Here is a 20,783-nt window from a genome sequence, read left to right as displayed (position 1 = left end):
CGGCAACTTTTATAACCAGTGTAAAAATAACGTGCCGCAATAATCCTACCTATTAATGGTAAAAAGCTGTCACAATCCATAAAAAACCTTAATATACGCCACCCTAAACATAACCAGCGTTAATGTAAGGTTTTTGTGTGGACTGGCTTCTTGATGTTTTTGCTACCTGGCTCTACGGCTTAAAAGTAATCGCGATAACGTTAGCGGTCATAATGTTCATCAGCGGGCTGGACGATTTTTTTATTGATGTCGTCTACTGGGTACGCCGCATTAAGCGCAAGTTGAGTGTTTATCGCCGCTACCCGCGAATGAGTTACCGCGAACTGTATAAGCCGGATGAAAAACCCTTAGCGATTATGGTTCCGGCGTGGAATGAAACTGGCGTCATCGGCAATATGGCCGAGCTGGCGGCAACCACGCTCGACTACGAAAACTATCATATCTTTGTCGGCACTTACCCCAACGACCCCGATACTCAGCGTGATGTTGACGAAGTGTGCGCTCGCTTTCCGAATGTGCACAAGGTGGTCTGTGCGCGTCCTGGCCCTACCAGTAAAGCTGACTGTCTGAACAACGTGCTGGACGCCATCACCCAGTTTGAGCGTAGCGCCAATTTCGCTTTTGCTGGTTTTATTCTGCATGATGCCGAAGACGTGATTTCACCGATGGAATTGCGTCTGTTCAACTATCTGGTCGAGCGAAAAGATCTGATTCAGATCCCGGTATACCCATTCGAACGCGAATGGACGCACTTCACCAGCATGACCTATATCGATGAGTTTTCAGAACTGCATGGCAAAGATGTTCCGGTGCGTGAAGCCCTCGCCGGACAGGTGCCCAGCGCAGGCGTCGGCACCTGTTTCAGCCGCCGCGCCGTGACCGCACTGTTAGCTGACGGTGACGGCATTGCTTTCGACGTGCAGAGTCTTACTGAAGATTACGACATTGGTTTCCGCCTGAAAGAGAAAGGTATGACGGAAATTTTTGTCCGTTTTCCGGTGGTGGACGAAGCCAAAGAGCGCGAACAGCGTAAATTTTTACAGCACGCGCGGACGTCAAACATGATCTGCGTGCGCGAATATTTCCCCGACACCTTTTCGACTGCGGTTCGACAAAAGTCTCGCTGGATCATCGGCATTGTTTTCCAGGGTTTTAAAACCCACAAATGGACCTCCAGTCTGACGCTGAACTACTTTCTCTGGCGCGACCGCAAAGGGGCAATCAGTAACTTTGTCAGCTTCCTCGCGATGCTGGTGATGCTCCAGCTTCTGCTGTTGATGGCGTATGAAAGTTTGTGCTCCGACGCCTGGCATTTTCTTTCTATTTTCAGCGGCAGCGCATGGTTGATGACCCTGCTGTGGCTAAACTTTGGCTTGATGATCAACCGCATTGTGCAACGGGTGATTTTTGTCACCGGCTACTACGGCCTGACGCAGGGGCTACTATCTGTCCTGCGTCTTTTCTGGGGCAACCTGATTAACTTCATGGCCAACTGGCGCGCGTTAAAACAGGTACTTCAACACGACGATCCACGTCGCGTCGCGTGGGATAAAACAACGCATGACTTCCCCAGCGTCACAGGCGATACCCGCTCGTTGCGCCCGTTAGGTCAAATTCTGCTGGAAAATCAGGTCATCACTGAAGAACAACTCGATACAGCACTGCGTAATCGCGTCGAAGGTCTACGCCTGGGCGGTTCAATGCTGATGCAGGGGCTGATTAGCGCCGAGCAACTGGCACAGGCGCTGGCAGAGCAAAACGGCGTGGCGTGGGAATCGATCGATGCCTGGCAGATCCCTTCCTCGCTGATTGCCGAAATGCCTGCGTCCGTGGCGCTACATTATGCGGTGCTGCCGCTGCGTCTGGAAAATGATGAGTTAATTGTCGGCAGCGAAGATGGTATCGATCCTGTTTCACTGGCGGCTCTGACACGTAAGGTCGGACGCAAGGTGCGTTACGTCATTGTTCTGCGCGGGCAAATCGTCACCGGTTTACGTCACTGGTATGCGCGTCGTCGCGGTTATGACCCACGAGCAATGTTGCACAATGCGGTTCAGCAGCAATGGCTCACTGAACAGCAGGCCAGCGACATCTGGCAGCAATATGTGCCGCATCAGTTCCTGTTCGCCGAAATACTGACCACGCTCGGCCATATTAATCGTTCTGCAATTAACGTGTTGTTATTGCGCCATGAACGCAGCTCACTGCCGCTCGGTAAATTTTTGGTCACCGAAGGCGTTATTAGCCAGGAAACGCTGAATCGCGTCCTGACAATTCAACGCGAATTACAAGTTTCGATGCAATCATTATTACTCAAAGCAGGTTTAACCACAGAACAGGTTGCGGAGCTGGAGTCCGAAAATGAAGGAAAATAACCTTAATCGCGTCATCGGATGGTCTGGTTTACTGCTGACGTCTTTATTGAGTACCAGCGCACTCGCAGACAATATCGGCACCAGCGCAGAAGAGCTGGGGCTGAGCGACTATCGCCATTTTGTTATTTATCCCCGTCTCGATAAGGCGCTGAAGGCACAGAAAAATAACGACGAAAAAACCGCCATCCGCGAATTTGAATATATTCATCAGCAGGTGCCGGATAATATTCCGTTGACGTTATATCTGGCAGAAGCCTATCGCCATTTTGGTCATGATGATCGCGCGCGGCTGTTGCTTGAGGATCAACTGAAACGTCATCCTGGCGATGCCCGCCTTGAGCGCAGTCTGGCGGCTATTCCAGTTGAAGTGAAAAGCATTACGACAGTTGAAGAGCTGCTTGCCCAGCAAAAAGCGTGCGATGCTGCGCCGACCCTGCGTTGTCGCAGTGAAGTCGGGCAGAATGCCCTGCGGCTGGCACAATTACCTGTTGCCAGAGCGCAACTTAACGATGCGACGTTTGCTGCATCGCCGGAAGGAAAAACGTTGCGAACCGATCTGCTGCAACGGGCAATCTACCTGAAACAATGGTCCCAGGCAGATACGCTATACAATGAAGCACGCCAGCAGAATACATTAAGCGCGGCAGAGCGCCGCCAGTGGTTTGATGTGCTTCTTGCCGGGCAATTGGATGATCGGATCCTGGCGCTGCAATCAGTGGGGATCTTCACCGATCCACAGTCGTATATTACTTACGCGACCGCTCTGGCTTATCGTGGCGAAAAAGCACGTCTCCAACGTTATCTCGCTGAAAATAAGCCGCTGTTTACCACGGACACACAAGAGAAAAGCTGGCTCTATCTGTTATCAAAATACAGTGACAACCCGGTGCAAGCGTTGGCGAATCACACGGTACAGTTTGCCGATAACCGCCAGTATGTTGTTGGCGCGACGCTACCGGTGCTATTAAAAGAAGGTCAGTACGACGCAGCGCAAAAACTGCTCGCTACCCTTCCCGCCAATGAAATGCTTGAGGAGCGTTATGCCGTCAGCGTGGCGACTCGTAACAAGGCTGAAGCTCTGCGTCTGGCGCGGTTGCTGTATCAGCAAGAACCGGCAAATCTTACCCGTCTGGATCAACTGACCTGGCAACTGATACAGAACGGACAGTCACGCGAAGCCGCCGATTTGTTGCTGCAACGCTACCCTTTCCAGGGGGATGCAACCGTCAGCCATACTTTAATGGCGCGACTGGCTTCGCTGTTGGAAAAGCATCCTTACCTGGCGACCCCGGCAAAAGTAGCGATTTTATCGAAACCCTTGCCGCTGGCGGAGCAGCGTCAGTGGCAAAGCCAGTTACCGGGGATTGCAGATAATTGCCCGGTGATAGTCCGCTTGCTGGGCGATATGTCGCCTTCCTACGATGCTGCGGCCTAGAACCGTCTGGCGAAGTGTTATCGGGACACGCTACCCGGTGTGGCGTTGTATGCCTGGCTTCAGGCAGAACAACGACAACCGAACGCGTGGCAACATCGCGCGGTGGCTTATCAGGCATACCAGGTGGAAGACTACAACACCGCACTGGCGGCCTGGCAGAAAATCAGCCTTCACGACATGAGCAATGAAGATCTACTTGCTGCCGCCAATACCGCCCAGGCGGCAGGAAATGGCGCGGCTCGCGATCGCTGGCTGCAACAAGCAGAACAACGCGGGCTGGGAAACAATGCGCTGTACTGGTGGCTACATGCACAACGTTATATTCCTGGTCAGCCGGAACTCGCACTGAACGATCTCACACGCTCAATTAACATTGCACCTTCTGCTAACGCTTACGTTGCGCGGGCGACGATTTATCGCCAACGTCATAATGTCTCAGCGGCGGTGAGCGATTTGCGCGCCGCTCTGGAACTGGAACCCAATAACAGCAATACCCAGGCGGCGCTCGGTTACGCCTTGTGGGATAGCGGTGATATCGCGCAATCGCGGGAAATGCTGGAACAGGCGCATAAAGGATTGCCGGACGATCCAGCACTGATCCGACAACTGGCCTACGTGAACCAGCGTCTGGATGATATGCCTGCAACACAACAGTACGCCCGGCGGGTAATTGATGATATTGATAACCAGGCGCTGATAACCCCACTGACGCCAGAGCAAAATCAGCAACGCTTCAATTTCCGCCGTCTGCATGAAGACGTTGGTCGCCGCTGGACGTTCAGTTTCGATTCTTCCATCGGCTTGCGTTCCGGGGCGATGAGTACCGCTAACAACAATGTTGGCGGTGCTGCGCCAGGGAAAAGTTATCGTAGCTACGGGCAACTGGAAGCAGAATACCGCATCGGGCGCAATATGCTGCTGGAAGGCGACCTGCTTTCGGTTTACAGCCGTGTGTTTGCCGATACCGGAGAAAACGGTGTAGCAATGCCGGTGAAAAATCCGATGTCCGGCACCGGCCTGCGCTGGAAGCCCCTGCGCGACCAAATCTTTTTCCTCGCCGTTGAACAGCAGTTGCCGCTGAACGGGCAAAATGGCGCTTCCGATACCATGCTGCGCGCCAGTGCCTCGTTCTTTAACGGCGGCAAATACAGCGACGAGTGGCACCCGAACGGTTCAGGCTGGTTTGCCCAAAACCTGTATCTCGATGCGGCGCAATATGTCCGCCAGGATATTCAGGCGTGGACGGCTGATTATCGCGTGAGCTGGCATCAGAAGGTGGCGAACGGACAAACCATTGAGCCTTACGCTCACGTTCAGGACAACGGCTATCGTGATAAAGGCACTCAGGGCGCACAGCTTGGCGGTGTCGGCGTGCGCTGGAATATCTGGACCGGCGAGACGCACTATGATGCCTGGCCGCACAAAGTCAGTCTCGGCGTCGAATATCAGCATACCTTTAAGGCGATTAATCAACGTAGCGGGGAGCGCAACAACGCGTTTCTCACCATTGGAGTGCACTGGTAAATGCGTAAGTTAATTTTCGTAATGCTGACACTGCTGCTGGTCAGCCCTTTTTCCTTTGCGATGAAAGGTATCATCTGGCAACCGCAAAATCGTGACAGTCAGGTCACCGACGCCCAGTGGCAGGGGCTGATGAGCCAGTTACGTTTGCAGGGCTTCGATACTCTGGTTTTGCAATGGACCCGTTACGGCGATGCATTCACCCAGCCAGAAGAGCGTGCATTATTGTTCAGACGTGCAGCGGCAGCGCAGCACGCTGGCCTGAAGCTGATTGTTGGCCTGAATGCCGATCCGGAATTTTTTATGCATCAGAAGCAGTCATCTGCGGCGCTGGAAAGCTATCTTAATCGCCTGCTGGCGGCCGATCTCCAGCAAGCCAGATTATGGAGCGCCGCACCGGGCGTAACGCCGGATGGCTGGTACATCAGTGCGGAAATTGACGATTTGAACTGGCGCAGCGAAGCCGCCCGCCAGCCATTGCTGAAATGGTTAAATAATACTCAGCGACTGCTTAGTGATGTTTCGGAAAAACCGACTTATGTCAGTAGTTTTTTCGCCGGAAACATGTCGCCCGATGGCTATCGCCAACTGCTGGAACAAGTTAAAGCAACCGGCGTTAATGTCTGGGTACAGGATGGCAGCGGCGTGGATAAACTCACCGCCGGGCAGCGCGAACGTTATCTGCAAGCCAGTGCAGATTGCCAGATTGCCTCGCCCGCCAGCGGCATTGTTTATGAATTGTTTGTCGCGGGCAAAGGTAAAACGTTTGAAGCTAAACCAAAACCGGATGCGGAGATCGCCTCGCTATTAGCAAAACGCTCCGCCTGCGGCAAAGACATGCTCTATTTCTCCCTGCGCTATTTGCCCGTCGCGCGTGGCATCCTCGAGTATTAATTGTTTAAGGGAGCAAGTTTGCTTGCTCCCTTCCTTTTCACTTTCCTAATCAGCGTCCTGTCTGTATTAATTGTTTAGCAGGTTCTCTGTTTTCAACGCATTTTATGTGTCTCGGTTTTGCCCCACTACGACCTGCATAGCCAATAAGAAGATAGCTGTGATACAAATAACCGGTATAGCCACTACTCAGAGTCATTATATAGTCATATTTATGTCACTATATAACCTGTAAATAAGAACAATTATTCATTGAATGCATTAACATCAACATATTCCTTTATACAGGAATAAACCCTTTTATTTAATAAACAAAGAGAGTTAATGATGAGTAAAATTACAGGTGTTTTAGTTGATAACCATATCTATGATATTAAAAATGATATGGTGAGTGGTTACTGTTTTCCTAACAGCTTGTTTCCAGGTGCCACCTTCAAGATGGTCATTGATAATGACCCGGTTAATAATGACAAAGTAAAATGGAGCTGTAGCACTGATGCAGACAATAATGTTCTGGCGGTGAGTCAGGATGGCACAGTAACGTTTCCTGGCGTTGACGAAAAGTGTGTTGGGAAGATTTTTGTTATTTTCGCCACTGATAAATCAACGAATAAATCTGCCGGTATTTATATTTTTATCGTGAAGCGTTTTTTCAAATACAGTATTGAAACTTACAATTCAGTTAAAGATATTTTACCGTGGGTTAAAAAGATGAACGGAGAATTTCCTGAAGCGCAGGATATCGATAGTTACGATTATAATGATCATAATTCACAGCATATTATCAAGCGAGAAGTTAACGCGGGGCTTTATCAGGAATGGGGCAATGTAGCTAATAGTGGATGGAACACAAATAATGAGTTTGAAGGTATTTGTAGAGTTTACGCTTTTAATAAAGAAAATAATACTTATTATTGGCTGAAAAATGATGGGCTCAGACAGGTATTGAGCGGGGGACTCACCGCTCAGGCTGTTGCATCCTACGGTGAATCCATCAACTGATTGTGCTTTTGCCCACTATCATTTGCATTATTTCAACGTAAATATTCACTGAAGTTATAAAAGCAAAACCACTCGTTCAGCGGGTGGTTTTCATTTTGATCCACTATGCGCATGAAACTTAAAAAAAATAAACAGGCTTAAGAGTTCATTTTTATATTGCTATAAACCATTTTATCACAAAATGCCGACAGCATTTCTCACCGAAAACTTTATTGCTACTGTTTAAAACGCAAATGTGGTAACCACCAGCTCCAATTGCCTAAAAACATTTACCAGCAAAAAAGAAGCCCGTATAACCATACGGGCTGCCATATTTCACTCGATTCAAAAGAAATTATTTTTAATGTGGTGCGCTTCGTGACAATAAGTTAATTACCAACACTCCGGCACAAATCAACATCATGCCTATAATGGCTGGAAGATCCAGCCGCTGGCCGAAAAATCCCCAGGAAAGTAAACTAATCAGGACAATACCGACTCCTGACCAGATAGCATAAGCAATCCCTGTAGGAATATAAGCCAGCGTCTGAGCTAATAACCAGAATGATGCACAGTAACAAATAATTGTACCAACAGAGGGCCATAACCGTGTAAAACCCTCTGAAAACTTCATTAAGGTTGTACCAATGACTTCTGCAAGTATTGCGCCACCAAGATAAATATAAGGGTTCATAGCATATTCTTTCCTGTTAATACCAAAGAGAATTGTACTACAGTTTGAACTTAACTCACTGGTTTCCTGCTGGTGCATTCATTGATGTTCTTCATCAGTGCTTCAGGAAATGGGCGGATGGGAATCCATAGAAATAGTGCGTAGATATACTCACCTTGCGCCTAATCATTTGACGGAGCACGCGAGGAAAACAGACGGCATTTTTGGTGATGATGTCCCACTGTGAAATTATGGAAGAGGTAAAGAAGGCGTAACTAATTGAATTTTAATGGCGCGCCCTGCAGGATTCGAACCTGCGGCCCACGACTTAGAAGGTCGTTGCTCTATCCAACTGAGCTAAGGGCGCATTGATACCACAATGTGTGTGTAATCGCGTGAATTATACGGTCAACCCTTGCTGAGTCAATGGCTTTTGAACCGGTTGCTGAACAAGTGTACGACCGCATCTGATTTACCTCACTACGGCAGCAAACCAACGACGGTTATCATTATCGCCAGGTACAGAAGGTTTTACTTTTCAGAAAACGAAAACTGACAGCGCGCCACGCTTCTGACAAAATAGACGCATCCCCTTCGACCTACGTAACAGATGGAATCCTCTCTCTGATGGCAGCAAAGATTATTGACGGTAAAACGATTGCGCAGCAGGTGCGCTCTGAAGTTGCTCAAAAAGTTCAGGCGCGCGTTGCGGCCGGACTGCGAGCGCCAGGACTGGCCGTTGTGCTGGTGGGTAGCAACCCTGCATCGCAAATTTATGTCGCAAGCAAACGCAAGGCTTGTGAAGAAGTCGGGTTCGTCTCCCGCTCCTATGACCTCCCGGAAACCACCACTGAAGCAGAACTGCTTGAGCTTATCGATGCACTGAACGCCGACAACACCATTGACGGCATTCTGGTGCAGTTGCCGCTTCCGGCGGGAATTGACTACATCAAAGTGCTGGAACGTATTCACCCGGACAAAGACGTAGACGGTTTCCATCCTTATAACGTCGGTCGTCTGTGCCAGCGCGCGCCGCGTCTGCGTCCTTGCACTCCGCGCGGTATCGTCACGCTGCTTGAGCGTTACAACATTGATACCTTTGGTCTTAATGCTGTGGTGATTGGCGCATCAAATATCGTCGGTCGCCCGATGAGCATGGAACTGCTGCTGGCAGGTTGCACCACCACCGTGACTCACCGCTTCACCAAAAATCTGCGTCATCACGTAGAAAATGCCGATCTGTTGATCGTTGCCGTCGGCAAGCCGGGCTTTATTCCAGGTGACTGGATCAAAGAAGGCGCAATTGTGATTGATGTCGGCATCAACCGTCTGGAAAATGGCAAAGTTGTGGGCGACGTAGTGTTTGAAGAAGCGGCTAAGCGCGCTTCTTACATTACGCCCGTTCCCGGCGGCGTTGGCCCGATGACGGTTGCCACGCTGATAGAAAACACGCTACAGGCGTGCGTTGAATATCATGATCCACAGGGTGAGTAACATGGCGACATTTTCTTTAGGTAAACATCCGCACGTTGAGCTGTGCGACTTGCTGAAACTGGAAGGCTGGAGCGAAAGCGGCGCGCAGGCGAAAATCGTGATCGCCGAAGGCCAGGTAAAAGTCGACGGCGCGGTTGAAACGCGCAAACGTTGCAAAATCGTCGCCGGTCAGACAGTGAGTTTTGCAGGTCACAGCGTACAGGTTGTTGCCTGATCCCACTTCGGCCTGCCCGTATGCAGGCCGATTCTCTTTTCAGACCTTTGCCCTCTTCGTCGCTTTCATCCATGCTGATAGCGTCGATATTTTGCCGAAGCGATCATCATGCCAACCGTTATTACTCACGCCGCCGTTCCCCTTTGTATTGGTTTAGGCTTGGGTTCAAAAATCATCCCACCGCGTCTGTTATTTGCCGGAATCGTCCTGGCGATGCTGCCCGATGCCGATGTATTGTCGTTTAAATTTGGCGTTGCTTACGGCAATGTTTTTGGTCATCGCGGGTTTACCCATTCGCTGGTGTTTGCGTTTGTTGTCCCGCTGTTATGTGTGCTGATTGGACGCCGATGGTTCAGGGCTGGGCTGATTCGCTGCTGGCTATTTTTAACCGTCTCGTTGCTATCGCACAGCTTGCTGGATTCGGTAACCACTGGCGGTAAAGGCGTTGGCTGGCTGTGGCCGTGGTCAGAGGAACGCTTTTTCGCTCCCTGGCAGGTGATTAAAGTTGCGCCGTTTGCGTTGTCTCGTTACACCACACCGTACGGACATCAGGTGATTATTTCTGAATTGATGTGGATATGGTTGCCGGGAATGGTGCTGATGGGAATGTTATGGTGGCGCAGGCGTAAATTGCGCTGAACTTACCCTCTCCCTTGCGGGAGAGGATAAGAGTGAGGATGTTACTTACGACGCCAGGTGGTCCCTTGCGGGCCATCTTCCAGCACGATCCCCATCTCGTTAAGACGGTCACGCGCCGCATCTGCCGCCGCCCAGTCTTTCGCTTTACGGGCATCCAGACGCTGTTGAATTAACGCTTCAATCTCAGCCACTTCGCTGTCGTCTGCCTGCGCGCCGCTTTGCAGGAACGCTTCCGGTTCTTGCTCCAGCAGGCCCAATACAGCGGAAAGTTTACGCAGGTGAGATGCCATTGCATTCGCCGCTGCCATATCTTCTGCTTTCAGGCGGTTCACTTCACGCGCCATATCAAACAGCACGGAATAGGCTTCCGGGGTGTTGAAATCGTCGTCCATCGCCTCAATAAAGCGCGCTTCAAACGCTTCGCCACCGGCAGGTGCAACAGTTTTGTCTGTGCCACGCAAGGCAGTATAGAGACGCTCCAGCGCCGCACGCGCCTGCTTCAGGTTCTCTTCGCTGTAGTTCAACTGGCTACGATAGTGACCGGACATTAAGAAGTAACGCACGGTTTCGGCGTCGTAGTATTTCAGCACATCGCGCACGGTAAAGAAGTTACCCAGCGATTTCGACATCTTCTCGCGGTCAACCATCACCATGCCGGAGTGCATCCAGTAGTTTACATACTGACCATCATGCGCACAGGTGGACTGGGCAATTTCGTTCTCGTGGTGCGGGAACATCAGGTCTGAACCGCCGCCGTGGATATCAAAGTGGTTACCCAGCTGCTTGCAGTTCATTGCTGAACACTCAATGTGCCAGCCTGGACGACCAGCGCCCCACGGAGACGGCCAGCTCGGTTCGCCCTCTTTCGACATCTTCCACAGAACGAAGTCCATCGGGTTGCGTTTGTCGTCGACCACGTCAACGCGCGCCCCTGCCTGCAACTGGTCGAGATCCTGACGCGACAGCACGCCATAAGTTGGATCGGTCGGTACGTCGAACATCACGTCGCCGTTGTCCGCCACATAAGCGTGACCTTTGGCGATCAGTTGTTCAGTGAGTTCAATAATTTCTGCGATATGGTGCGTCGCGCGCGGCTCCATATCCGGGCGCAGAATGTTCAAAGCATCAAAATCTTTGTGCATTTCGGCGATCATGCGATCCACCAGCGCCACAAAGCTTTCGCCATTTTCATTGGCGCGCTTGATGATTTTATCGTCGATATCGGTAATGTTGCGCACATACTTCAGCTTGTAGCCGAGGAAACGCAGGTAGCGTGCAACCACGTCAAAGGCAACAAAGGTACGCCCGTGACCGATATGACAGAGGTCGTAAACGGTGATTCCACACACGTACATGCCGACTTCCCCGGCGTGAATAGGCTTAAATTCCTCTTTTTGGCGTGTCAGAGTATTGAAGATTTTTAGCATCGAAGATTCCGTTTAGACATGTGTGGGTAATTGAGTTGCGTATAATACCCATATTTCCCGCGCGATTCAGCATACATTGCGAGATGATCCGATCGTGCGGTTATGCTATAACACCACCCTATATATGACCCGAACCGGGTTGAAGCACCAATCAAACGGAACAGGATGCAAAAATGGTTACTTTCCACACCAATCACGGCGATATTGTCATCAAAACTTTTGACGATAAAGCACCTGAAACAGTTAAAAACTTCCTGGACTACTGCCGCGAAGGTTTTTACAACAACACCATTTTCCACCGTGTTATCAACGGCTTTATGATTCAGGGCGGCGGTTTTGAGCCGGGCATGAAACAAAAAGCCACCAAAGAACCAATCAAAAACGAAGCCAACAACGGTCTGAAAAATACCCGTGGTACGCTGGCAATGGCCCGTACTCAGGCTCCGCACTCTGCAACTGCACAGTTCTTCATCAACGTGGTTGATAACGACTTCCTGAACTTCTCTGGCGAAAGCCTGCAAGGTTGGGGCTACTGCGTGTTTGCTGAAGTGGTTGAAGGCATGGACGTGGTAGACAAAATCAAAGGTGTTGCAACCGGTCGTAGCGGTATGCACCAGGACGTGCCAAAAGAAGACGTTATCATTGAAAGCGTGACCGTTAGCGAGTAATCGTGGCGACACTCTTTATTGCAGACCTTCATCTCTGCGTGGAAGAACCGGCGATCACCGCCGGTTTTCTGCGTTTTTTAGCGGGGGAAGCCCGCAATGCCGACGCGCTGTATATTCTTGGCGATCTGTTTGAAGCATGGATTGGCGACGACGATCCCAACCCACTCCATCGCCAGATGGCGGCAGCAATCAAAGCGGTGTCCGATTCCGGCGTTCCCTGTTATTTCATTCATGGCAACCGTGATTTTCTGCTCGGCAAACGCTTTGCCCGTGAAAGCGGCATGACGTTATTGCCGGAAGAAAAGGTGCTCGAACTTTATGGTCGTCGGGTGCTGATTATGCATGGCGACACGCTGTGCACCGATGACGTGGGTTATCAGGCTTTTCGCGCCAAAGTCCACAAACCGTGGCTACAAACACTGTTCCTCGCCCTGCCGTTGTTTGTACGCAAACGCATTGCCGCGCGGATGCGCGCGAACAGTAAAGAAGCCAACAGCAGTAAATCGCTGGCGATCATGGATGTAAACCAAAACGCGGTGGTCAGTGCGATGGAAAACCATCAGGTGCAATGGCTGATCCACGGGCATACGCATCGCCCGGCGGTGCATGAATTTATCGCCAATCAGCAACCTGCTTTCCGCGTCGTGCTGGGTGCCTGGCATACCGAAGGTTCGATGGTGAAAGTCACGGCGAATGACGTTGAGCTAATCCATTTCCCGTTTTAATAACGCGCAAGTTTGCTGATTCCACAACCACGCAACCGTTTTCCTTGCTCTCTTTCCGTGCTATTCTCTGTGCCCTCTAAAGCCGAGAGTTGTGCACCACAGGAGTTTTAAGACGCATGTCTTCCCGCAATAATCCGGCGCGTGTCGCCATCGTGATGGGGTCCAAAAGCGACTGGGCTACCATGCAGTTCGCCGCCGAAATCTTCGAAATCCTGAATGTCCCGCACCACGTTGAAGTGGTTTCTGCTCACCGCACCCCCGACAAACTGTTCAGCTTCGCCGAAAGCGCCGAAGAGAACGGTTATCAGGTGATTATTGCGGGCGCAGGCGGCGCAGCGCACCTGCCAGGCATGATTGCCGCCAAAACGCTGGTGCCGGTGCTGGGCGTGCCAGTACAGAGCGCCGCACTGAGCGGTGTCGATAGCCTCTACTCCATCGTACAAATGCCGCGTGGCATTCCGGTGGGTACGCTGGCGATTGGTAAAGCGGGCGCGGCAAACGCGGCGTTACTGGCAGCACAAATTCTTGCGACTCACGATAAAGAACTACACCAGCGTCTGAATGACTGGCGTAAAGCCCAGACCGACGAAGTGCTGGAAAACCCGGACCCGCGAGGTGCGGCATGAAACAGGTTTGCGTCCTCGGTAACGGGCAGTTAGGCCGTATGCTGCGTCAGGCAGGCGAACCGTTAGGCATTGTTGTCTGGCCGGTCGGGCTGGACGCTGAACCTGCGGCGGTGCCTTTTCAACAAAGCGTGATTACCGCTGAGATCGAACGCTGGCCGGAAACTGCATTAACCCGCGAGCTGGCGCGCCATCCGGCCTTTGTGAACCGCGATGTGTTCCCGATTATTGCCGACCGTCTGACTCAGAAGCAGCTTTTCGATAAGCTCCACCTGCCGACCGCGCCGTGGCAGTTACTTGCCGATCGCAGCGAGTGGCCTGCGGTGTTTGATCGTTTAGGTGAACTGGCGATTGTTAAGCGTCGCACTGGCGGCTATGACGGTCGCGGTCAATGGCGTTTACGCGCCGATGAAACCGATCAGTTACCGGCTGAATGCTACGGCGAATGTATTGTCGAGCAAGGCATTAACTTCTCTGGTGAAGTGTCGCTGGTTGGCGCGCGTGGCTTTGACGGCAGCACCGTGTTTTATCCGCTGACGCATAACCTGCATCAGGACGGTATTTTGCGCACCAGCGTCGCTTTTCCGCAGGCCAATGCGCAGCAGCAAGCGCAAGCCGAAGAGATGCTGTCGGCGATTATGCAGGAGCTGGGCTATGTGGGCGTGATGGCGATGGAGTGTTTTGTCACCCCGCAAGGTCTGTTGATCAACGAACTGGCACCGCGTGTGCATAACAGCGGTCACTGGACGCAAAACGGCGCCAGCATCAGCCAGTTTGAGCTGCATCTGCGGGCGATTACCGATCTGCCGTTACCGCAACCAGTGGTGAATAGCCCGTCGGTGATGATCAACCTGATTGGTAGCGATGTGAATTATGACTGGCTGAAACTGCCGCTGGTGCACCTGCACTGGTACGACAAAGAAGTCCGTCCGGGGCGTAAAGTGGGGCATCTGAATTTGACCGACAGCGACATATCGCGTCTGACCGCGACACTGGAAGCCTTAATCCCGCTGCTGCCGCCGGAGTATGCCAGCGGCGTGATTTGGGCGCAGAGCAAGTTCAGTTAATCAGGTACTCATTTTCTTGCCGGATGCGGCGTGAACGCCTTATCCGACCTGCGGAAGTGATGATATTTCCAGGTCGGATAATCAGCATCGAATCAGGCACAAATGTCTACTGCCTACGACTACAGCGAAATACAGGTCCCCGCCTCGCCCGCCAGCGTCTCTTCAATTCGCGATAACGCCCCAATCCACGCGGGTTTGCCACGGCTTCTGACATAACCACTCACCGCCGTTACCTTCGGCCCCATCGAACCATCGGCTTTGGCAAATGGAGCTAACTCATCCGGTGTAGCATGGCGAATGGCACGTTGCTGCGGCGTTCCCCAGTTTTCATATACCACATCAGCATCGGTGAGGATCACCAGTCCATCGGCATTAATCTGCTCGGCGAGCAACGCAGCGGCGAGATCTTTATCAATTACCGCTTCACTCCCTGCCCCGTCATCCGTTACCGGAACACCGCCGCCACCGCTGCAAATCACTACATGCCCCTCTTTGAGCAAAAGTTCGATGGCTTCGCTGTCGAGAATTTTACGCGGTTGCGGAGATGCCACCACCCGGCGCACATATTTGCCATCGCGTTTCATCTGCCAGCCGTAAGCCGCTTCCAGCGACTCTTGTTCTTCTGGCTGATAAACCGGACCGATAAACTTCTCTGGCTGCAAAAACGCCGGATCATCCGGCGAAACCTCAATGAGCGTCAACACCGTCGTGACAGGCGGCATTTGCGGCTGCGCGCGCAAACTTTGCGCCAGCATATAGCCAATCATCCCCTGGCTTTCCGCCACCAGCACATCCAGCGGATACGGTTCTACCTCTTTCCACGCCAGATTCTGTAACGCCAGCAGCCCCACCTGCGGCCCGTTGCCGTGAACAATCGCCAGCCGATAAGAACGGGCCAGGCGCGCCAGCGCAGGTACAGCACTGGCGATATTGCGATATTGATTTTCTGCCGTCAGCGCCTCACCGCGCTGAAGCAAGGCATTGCCCCCAAGAGCTACAACCAGTGTTTTCATGGTTTTCCTTGTAATAATTGTTGACCAAGCCAGAATCCCAGCAATGTATCTGCCCCTGACGTATGCCCCAGCGCCAACAGTGAATCAATCGCTGCAGCGGTACGTTGAGGGCGTTCCAGAGCATGAACAAAGTGCAGGAGTGGCGAGGAAAAATATCCTTGTGCGGCGTAGCGCAAATAACTGACGCTCACCGCTGTGGTAACGAGTTGAAGATTGTCGGAACAGGAAAAAAACTGGCGACCAGAGCGCAAATCTAAAGCGCCATAATACCAGGCCGCCAGTCGGTCTTAACGCCATTGAGCGCGGTCTGAAAACAGTGGCGAAACTGGCGTAATTCAGCGGGCAGCGGATCGCTTACCGCCATCGCCAGTGGTCCAAAAAGCCCGGTTTCCTCCGCGCGGTGCATCCATGCAGCTGCAAGCGGTTGAGGATGCGCAGGCGGCGTAATACGTAGCAAACAATAACGCTGTGGCTGTTTAACCGTGAAACGCCCGAGGCGAATCCCTTGAGCCACAACCTGTGGTCGTTCATTGCCGCATAATCCACCGCATAACGCATCGAATTGCGCGCGGCGAAGCACCCATCCTCCGGGGCCGAAACCACTACCCTGACGATGCAGCGTTAACAGTTCGCCGCTTTCCGTCATCAGGTTAATCGCCCGTCGCCACACTCCCGCTAACCGCCATGACTGGCGATAATTCGGTGCGCTACGGCTGGCAAGCAGAGGATGGATGATCGTCATTGCACGTTCCTCAACCAATCCCCATGCTTTCAGCCAGTGCTTCCAGCGCCTGTTCAAAACACGCCAGCGGTGCCCGCACTGTGCCTGCACCAATCTGCCCGATCCCCGCTTCTTTATGGGCGATACCGGTATTGATAAGCGGCGTAATACCCGTTTCTACCACGCGCCGAATATCCAGCCCCAGGCACGCACCCTGAAAATCCCAGCCGGGGATCTGCAACTGCATATTGCGCTCAAGGAAGATTTCCGCCATCTCTTCAGAAACTGTCCTGGCAGCCTCCATACCACCCGCACCGACAAAGCGCGTTACGCCAGGCGCTGCGATCATTGCCGCACCACCGATACCAAAGGTTTCGGTAATCGCGCTGTCGCCCATATCCGGGTTCGCCTGCCCCTGCGAGAAGCCGGTGAAAAACAGACCTTGCGGAGTGTTTACAGGCGCAGTAAACCAGCGTTCACCCAGCCCGCTTACCCGAATCCCGAACATATTGCCGTTGCGGGTCATAGCCGTAACGATGCTGCCTGCGCGGATCATCGCGCCAGCATCCATCGCCGCCTTGCAGTAAGCCATCGCGAGGTTGAGGAAGAACTGATCGGTCACGCTGAGGAAATCCATCACTTCGGCGATGTGCTGTTTATCGTGATCGAGGCGGGCAATTTGCGGTGCCAGCGCGCGCATTAACAGTGCCGAGGTAGCAATATTGCGCTGATGGAACTCATCGCCCATCGTAATGCCCTGCGCCATCATCGCGGTGAGATCGATACCGCGCTCCATGCGCCCAAGCGCGGCGCTTAATACCGGCATTAACACATCGCGCATCCAGCGGTGACGGGTCAGGACATCTTCGCCGTAAGCGCCAAAACGCATCACTTTCCCGATGCCTTCATTCAGGTTGCAGTACGCACGGTTGCCGTCGGTCACGTTCTCGACCACCAGCATCGGCATACTGGCAGAAGTAATGCCGCCCATTGGCCCGACGGCATTTACATGGTGACAAGGAATGAAGTGCACTTCCCCCTGCTCCAGTATTGCCAGCGCCTGCGCTTCATCTTTCGCCCAGCCTTCAAACAGACATGCGCCCACGCACGCCCCTTTCATGGGTCCGGTCATCTCCTGCCAGCACATTGGCGGCCCGGCGTGAAGCAGTGTTTTGCCCTGGTTTAGTTCGCTGATAAGTAAAGAAGCCGGTTGCACATCCAGCCAGTGTGGACGAGCGCGACGAATTTGTTCGATAACCGCAGCATTGGCTTGCGCCACTGATGTAAACATGGGAACCCCTTATTGCAAACGTTCTAATAAACGAGCCAGTTTTTTATTGCCGCCAGCGACTGGCGCCCATTGGTAATGCACGACCGGTTTGCTGGCGCCTTGTAGTTCCAGCGCAAAACTGCGTAATCCGGCATTAATCACCGCGACGTTTTCCAGTAATGACGGTGTGTGTTGCTGTGTGGCAGGCGAGAGCGGATGAATCAGTGCCGCCGCCAGCAAGGTGGCTTCCGGCAGCGAACTCACTACCGCGATCCCCGCATCTTCCAGGATGGCGATTTGTTGCGAGCGGCATTGCGGGTCACGTTCAGTGCCTGTCACCGTAGCAATGGCGTACAGCGGTTGGTTGTCTGAACGCGCAGCACAGGCTTTTTGCCAGGCGCTTACCAGCGAGGCAGCAGGATCGGCGGTCGCGCCGAAGCCAATCACCACATCAAGCAGCAATACGCGCACTTGCGGTTTAGCGCCGAGATCGGCAATTAAGTGGTTGCGTAAGGTTGGGTCGATCATCGGATGGGGACGCCCGACGGTGTAGAAATCATCGCCGAGGTCAATAATCTGGTGGCCATCGGCGTCCAGCATCATGCCATGTTGATGGGTATCGTCGGCTTCCACGCCAAGGTGCCCGGCAAGTAATCCCGCCGCTTCGGCAGCCAGCGTACCGCCGGTATACAAACCGCAAATAAATCCGCTGCTGACAGGCGCTATTGCGTTACGTCGCGCCGTGACGCGTGAAAGCAGGCAAGCCAGGCGTGCGGCTTCATCCAGCGAGGAGGCAAACCAGACATGCTCGTCGCGAGCCATAGCCGGGGTATAACCTAAAAACAGCGCCACCGTCGGTTTGCCGGTTGCTTTCATGGCATTAACAATTTTCAGACGCACAGCTTCGGCAGGTGGTTTTGAAACAAATGCCAGCACTTCGCTTTTCGCATCGGCGCTTAACATTTCCAGCGCCGTTAGCGCACTGATGCCGCCCACTTCACGGCTGAGGTCGCGCCCACCAAGACCAATCGCGTGAGTAATTCCCTCACCTGCCAGCGCAATCTGTGAGCACAGCTCCTGAATCCCGGTACCGGAAGCGCCAATGACGCCAATGTTGCCTTCCGGCATCACGTTAGCAAAAGCCAGCGGCGTGGCGGCAATCATCGACGTACCGCAGTCTGGCCCCATCACCAGCAAGCCTTTTTCCCGCGCGCGGGTTTTAAGTTGGATTTCATCTTCCAGCGTAACGTTATCGGAGAACATCATCACGTTGAGGTTGCGATCCAGCGCCTGATTCGCCAGCTCTGCCGCATACTCACCAGCCACTGAAATCAGCGCCAGATTGGCATCGGGTAATTTCTGACAGGCACTGTCCCAGCGACGCACCTGCGTCAACGCCTGGCTGCTGCCTGTTCCCTGTGCCAGCTGTTTTAGCGCCTCTTCAAGCTGCTGCATAATCGCCTGCGCGATCCCCGCATCCGCCGCTTCGCTACGAATTGCCACGCAAATATCGTTCGGCGTGGCGTTATTAAAATCGTCATGCCAGAAACCTGTGGTATCTAATAACGCTTTATTGGCGGGCGTACCCATCATTACGGAAACATCATCAACATTTTCTGATTCGCTGAGTTTTCGTGAAATAATCATTAAACTGACCGAATCCTGAAAACACCCTTTTTTAATAAAGGCGTGGATCATAACAACTCCTTAAAAATTGCACCCATGGCAATTGCACGAGCAGTGTTAATGTGGCGATTACGGTATCGATGGACGGTGACAAATAAGGTGATGAATATCACACAGAGATTATTAGAAAAAGAATTTAAATAACCGCCAGACTATTACGCGTTATTTTTTAATAAGCGTGGTTGTTTTAAAAATCAGGTTAAAAGAAGGACGATTATCAAATAAATTCTAACTATATTTTTTTGCCTGTCTGGATCACATAATCGAGATATTTTCCCTGTATGTTAATTGCAGTCATGCTTCACACCATCGTTAAAAAGGAAGACAGATGAAAATCAGTCGGGAAACACTCCACCAGCTAATCGAGAATAAACTGTGCTAGGCTGGGTTAAAACGTGAGCACGCTGCAACCGTGGCTGAAGTATTGGTTTACGCCGATGCCAGAGGGATCCACTCTCATGGCGCGGTACGCGTGGAATACTACGCAGAACGCATTTCAAAAGGCGGCACCAACCGCGAACCGGAGTTCCGTCTCGAAGAAACCGGGCCGTGCTCGGCAATTTTACATGCCGACAATGCCGCCGGGCAGGTCGCCGCAAAAATGGGTATGGAACATGCCATCAAAACCGCCCAACAAAATGGCGTTGCGGTGGTCGGTATCAGCCGGATGGGCCACAGCGGCGCTATCTCTTACTTTGTGCAGCAGGCAGCCCGAGCCGGATTGATTGGCATTTCGCTGTGCCAGTCCGATCCAATGGTGGTGCCGTTTGGCGGCGCGGAAATTTACTACGGTACTAACCCACTGGCCTTTGCCGCGCCGGGAGAAGGCAACGAGATCCTTACCTTTGATATGGCGACTACCGTACAGGCATGGGGAAAAGTGCTCGACGCCCGCTCGCGTAATATGTCTATCCCGGATACCTGGGCGGTCGATAAAAACGGTGCACCAACAACCGATCCGTTCGCGGTACATGCTCTGCTTCCCGCAGCCGGACCGAAAGGGTATGGCCTGATGATGATGATTGACGTCCTCTCAGGCGTGTTACTCGACTTACCGTTCGGGCGCCAGGTTAGTTCGATGTATGACGATTTACACGCCGGGCGTAATTTGGGGCAATTACATATAGTTATTAATCCGAACTTTTTCTCCTCCAGCGAATTATTCCGTCAACATCTTAGCCAGACCATGCGCGAATTAAATGCCATTACCCCCGCGCCCGGTTTTAACCAAGTTTATTATCCCGGACAGGATCAGGATATTAAACAACGCAAAGCCGCCGTCGAAGGCATCGAAATTGTTGCAGACCTTTCCAGGATTAATTCTTTTTTTCTTGCCCTGGATTCGGGTAATGACTCCAAC

At 52.3% G+C, this 20,783-nt stretch carries 15 protein-coding genes, 1 tRNA gene and 4 pseudogenes; 13 read left to right on the top strand and 7 right to left on the bottom strand.

Features of this window, described 5'->3' with window-relative positions:
• The first annotated feature begins 137 nt into the window (after positions 1-137).
• The 4 genes and pseudogenes from nfrB to A7589_RS16335 all read left to right on the top strand — a co-directional run bounded on the left by nfrB (position 138) and on the right by A7589_RS16335 (position 7,224).
• Positions 138-2,375 carry a cyclic di-3',5'-guanylate-activated glycosyltransferase NfrB gene (gene nfrB, locus A7589_RS16350; protein ID WP_108188924.1) on the top strand — a complete coding sequence of 746 codons (2,238 nt, stop codon included), beginning with the start codon at positions 138-140 and terminating at the stop codon, positions 2,373-2,375.
• Positions 2,362-5,334: pseudogene (gene nfrA, locus A7589_RS16345) on the top strand (bacteriophage adsorption protein NfrA). Before nfrB ends, nfrA begins: the two are co-directional and overlap by 14 nt.
• The gene (locus tag A7589_RS16340; RefSeq protein ID WP_001228561.1) at positions 5,335-6,225 is read left to right on the top strand and encodes a DUF4434 family protein; all 891 of its coding nucleotides are present in this window, start codon (positions 5,335-5,337) and stop codon (positions 6,223-6,225) included. It abuts the pseudogene before it with no gap.
• A 321-nt stretch (positions 6,226-6,546) separates the two neighbouring features.
• The gene (locus A7589_RS16335) at positions 6,547-7,224 is read left to right on the top strand and encodes a hypothetical protein (protein ID WP_105282563.1); all 678 of its coding nucleotides are present in this window, start codon (positions 6,547-6,549) and stop codon (positions 7,222-7,224) included.
• Between the two features lie 340 nt (positions 7,225-7,564).
• Here A7589_RS16335 and emrE read toward each other — a convergent pair whose 3' ends face one another.
• Positions 7,565-7,897 (bottom strand): multidrug efflux SMR transporter EmrE, encoded by a 333-nt coding sequence (gene emrE / locus A7589_RS16330; protein ID WP_001070440.1) that lies wholly within the window; start codon positions 7,895-7,897, stop codon positions 7,565-7,567.
• 94 nt (positions 7,898-7,991) lie between these two features.
• On the opposite strand from emrE, the pseudogene A7589_RS22975 reads away from it, so the two are divergent.
• Positions 7,992-8,151 (top strand): annotated as a pseudogene (locus A7589_RS22975) (integrase); the annotation flags it as partial.
• Positions 8,152-8,166: 15 nt separating this feature from the next.
• On the opposite strand, the gene A7589_RS16320 reads toward A7589_RS22975, so the two are convergent.
• Positions 8,167-8,243: transfer RNA gene (locus tag A7589_RS16320), tRNA-Arg, on the bottom strand.
• A 260-nt stretch (positions 8,244-8,503) separates the two neighbouring features.
• Between A7589_RS16320 and folD the strand changes: the two genes are divergently transcribed.
• The 3 genes from folD to A7589_RS16305 all read left to right on the top strand — a co-directional run bounded on the left by folD (position 8,504) and on the right by A7589_RS16305 (position 10,223).
• Positions 8,504-9,370 carry a bifunctional methylenetetrahydrofolate dehydrogenase/methenyltetrahydrofolate cyclohydrolase FolD gene (gene folD, locus A7589_RS16315; protein ID WP_000729175.1) on the top strand — a complete coding sequence of 289 codons (867 nt, stop codon included), beginning with the start codon at positions 8,504-8,506 and terminating at the stop codon, positions 9,368-9,370.
• A gap of 1 nt (position 9,371) precedes the next feature.
• Positions 9,372-9,584 carry a ribosome-associated protein YbcJ gene (ybcJ, locus tag A7589_RS16310; protein ID WP_000190295.1) on the top strand — a complete coding sequence of 71 codons (213 nt, stop codon included), beginning with the start codon at positions 9,372-9,374 and terminating at the stop codon, positions 9,582-9,584.
• Between the two features lie 108 nt (positions 9,585-9,692).
• A complete protein-coding gene (locus A7589_RS16305) occupies positions 9,693-10,223 on the top strand; it encodes a metal-dependent hydrolase (RefSeq protein WP_001143527.1) in 531 nt (176 codons plus the stop codon).
• A 41-nt stretch (positions 10,224-10,264) separates the two neighbouring features.
• Here the strand turns inward: A7589_RS16305 and cysS are convergent, their stop codons facing one another.
• Positions 10,265-11,650: a cysteine--tRNA ligase gene (gene cysS / locus A7589_RS16300; protein WP_000912345.1), complete on the bottom strand. Its 1,386-nt coding sequence runs from the start codon at positions 11,648-11,650 to the stop codon at positions 10,265-10,267.
• A 173-nt stretch (positions 11,651-11,823) separates the two neighbouring features.
• Between cysS and ppiB the strand changes: the two genes are divergently transcribed.
• From ppiB to purK, 4 genes are all read left to right on the top strand, one after another.
• Positions 11,824-12,318 carry a peptidylprolyl isomerase B gene (gene ppiB / locus A7589_RS16295; protein ID WP_000256002.1) on the top strand — a complete coding sequence of 165 codons (495 nt, stop codon included), beginning with the start codon at positions 11,824-11,826 and terminating at the stop codon, positions 12,316-12,318.
• 2 nt (positions 12,319-12,320) lie between these two features.
• Positions 12,321-13,043, top strand: coding sequence for a UDP-2,3-diacylglucosamine diphosphatase (gene lpxH, locus A7589_RS16290; RefSeq protein ID WP_000212267.1), 723 nt, complete (start codon positions 12,321-12,323; stop codon positions 13,041-13,043).
• 116 nt (positions 13,044-13,159) lie between these two features.
• On the top strand, positions 13,160-13,669 hold the full coding sequence (gene purE / locus A7589_RS16280) for a 5-(carboxyamino)imidazole ribonucleotide mutase (RefSeq protein ID WP_001295318.1): 510 nt from the start codon (positions 13,160-13,162) through the stop codon (positions 13,667-13,669).
• Positions 13,666-14,733, top strand: a complete 1,068-nt coding sequence (gene purK, locus A7589_RS16275; protein WP_000815610.1) for a 5-(carboxyamino)imidazole ribonucleotide synthase — start codon at positions 13,666-13,668, stop codon at positions 14,731-14,733. The genes purE and purK overlap by 4 nt, the downstream gene beginning before the upstream one ends.
• Before the next feature lie 119 nt (positions 14,734-14,852).
• Here the strand turns inward: purK and A7589_RS16270 are convergent, their stop codons facing one another.
• From A7589_RS16270 to A7589_RS16255, 4 genes and pseudogenes are all read right to left on the bottom strand, one after another.
• The gene (locus A7589_RS16270) at positions 14,853-15,746 is read right to left on the bottom strand and encodes a carbamate kinase (protein WP_108188923.1); all 894 of its coding nucleotides are present in this window, start codon (positions 15,744-15,746) and stop codon (positions 14,853-14,855) included.
• Positions 15,743-16,488 (bottom strand): annotated as a pseudogene (locus tag A7589_RS16265) (oxamate carbamoyltransferase subunit AllH family protein). The gene A7589_RS16270 and the pseudogene A7589_RS16265 overlap by 4 nt, the downstream one beginning before the upstream one ends.
• 10 nt (positions 16,489-16,498) lie before the next feature.
• Positions 16,499-17,758, bottom strand: coding sequence for a YlbE family protein (locus A7589_RS16260; protein ID WP_000495344.1), 1,260 nt, complete (start codon positions 17,756-17,758; stop codon positions 16,499-16,501).
• A gap of 9 nt (positions 17,759-17,767) precedes the next feature.
• Positions 17,768-19,435, bottom strand: a complete 1,668-nt coding sequence (locus A7589_RS16255; protein WP_000580877.1) for an acyl-CoA synthetase FdrA — start codon at positions 19,433-19,435, stop codon at positions 17,768-17,770.
• A gap of 316 nt (positions 19,436-19,751) precedes the next feature.
• Here A7589_RS16255 and allD point away from each other — a divergent pair.
• A pseudogene (gene allD, locus A7589_RS16250) lies at positions 19,752-20,783 on the top strand (ureidoglycolate dehydrogenase); the annotation flags it as partial.

It is taken from the genome of Escherichia sp. MOD1-EC6475 (assembly GCF_003046645.1).
Taxonomy (GTDB): domain Bacteria; phylum Pseudomonadota; class Gammaproteobacteria; order Enterobacterales; family Enterobacteriaceae; genus Escherichia; species Escherichia ruysiae.
Note: the sequence above shows the minus strand (reverse complement) of the source record. Positions and strands in the feature narration are given on the sequence as shown.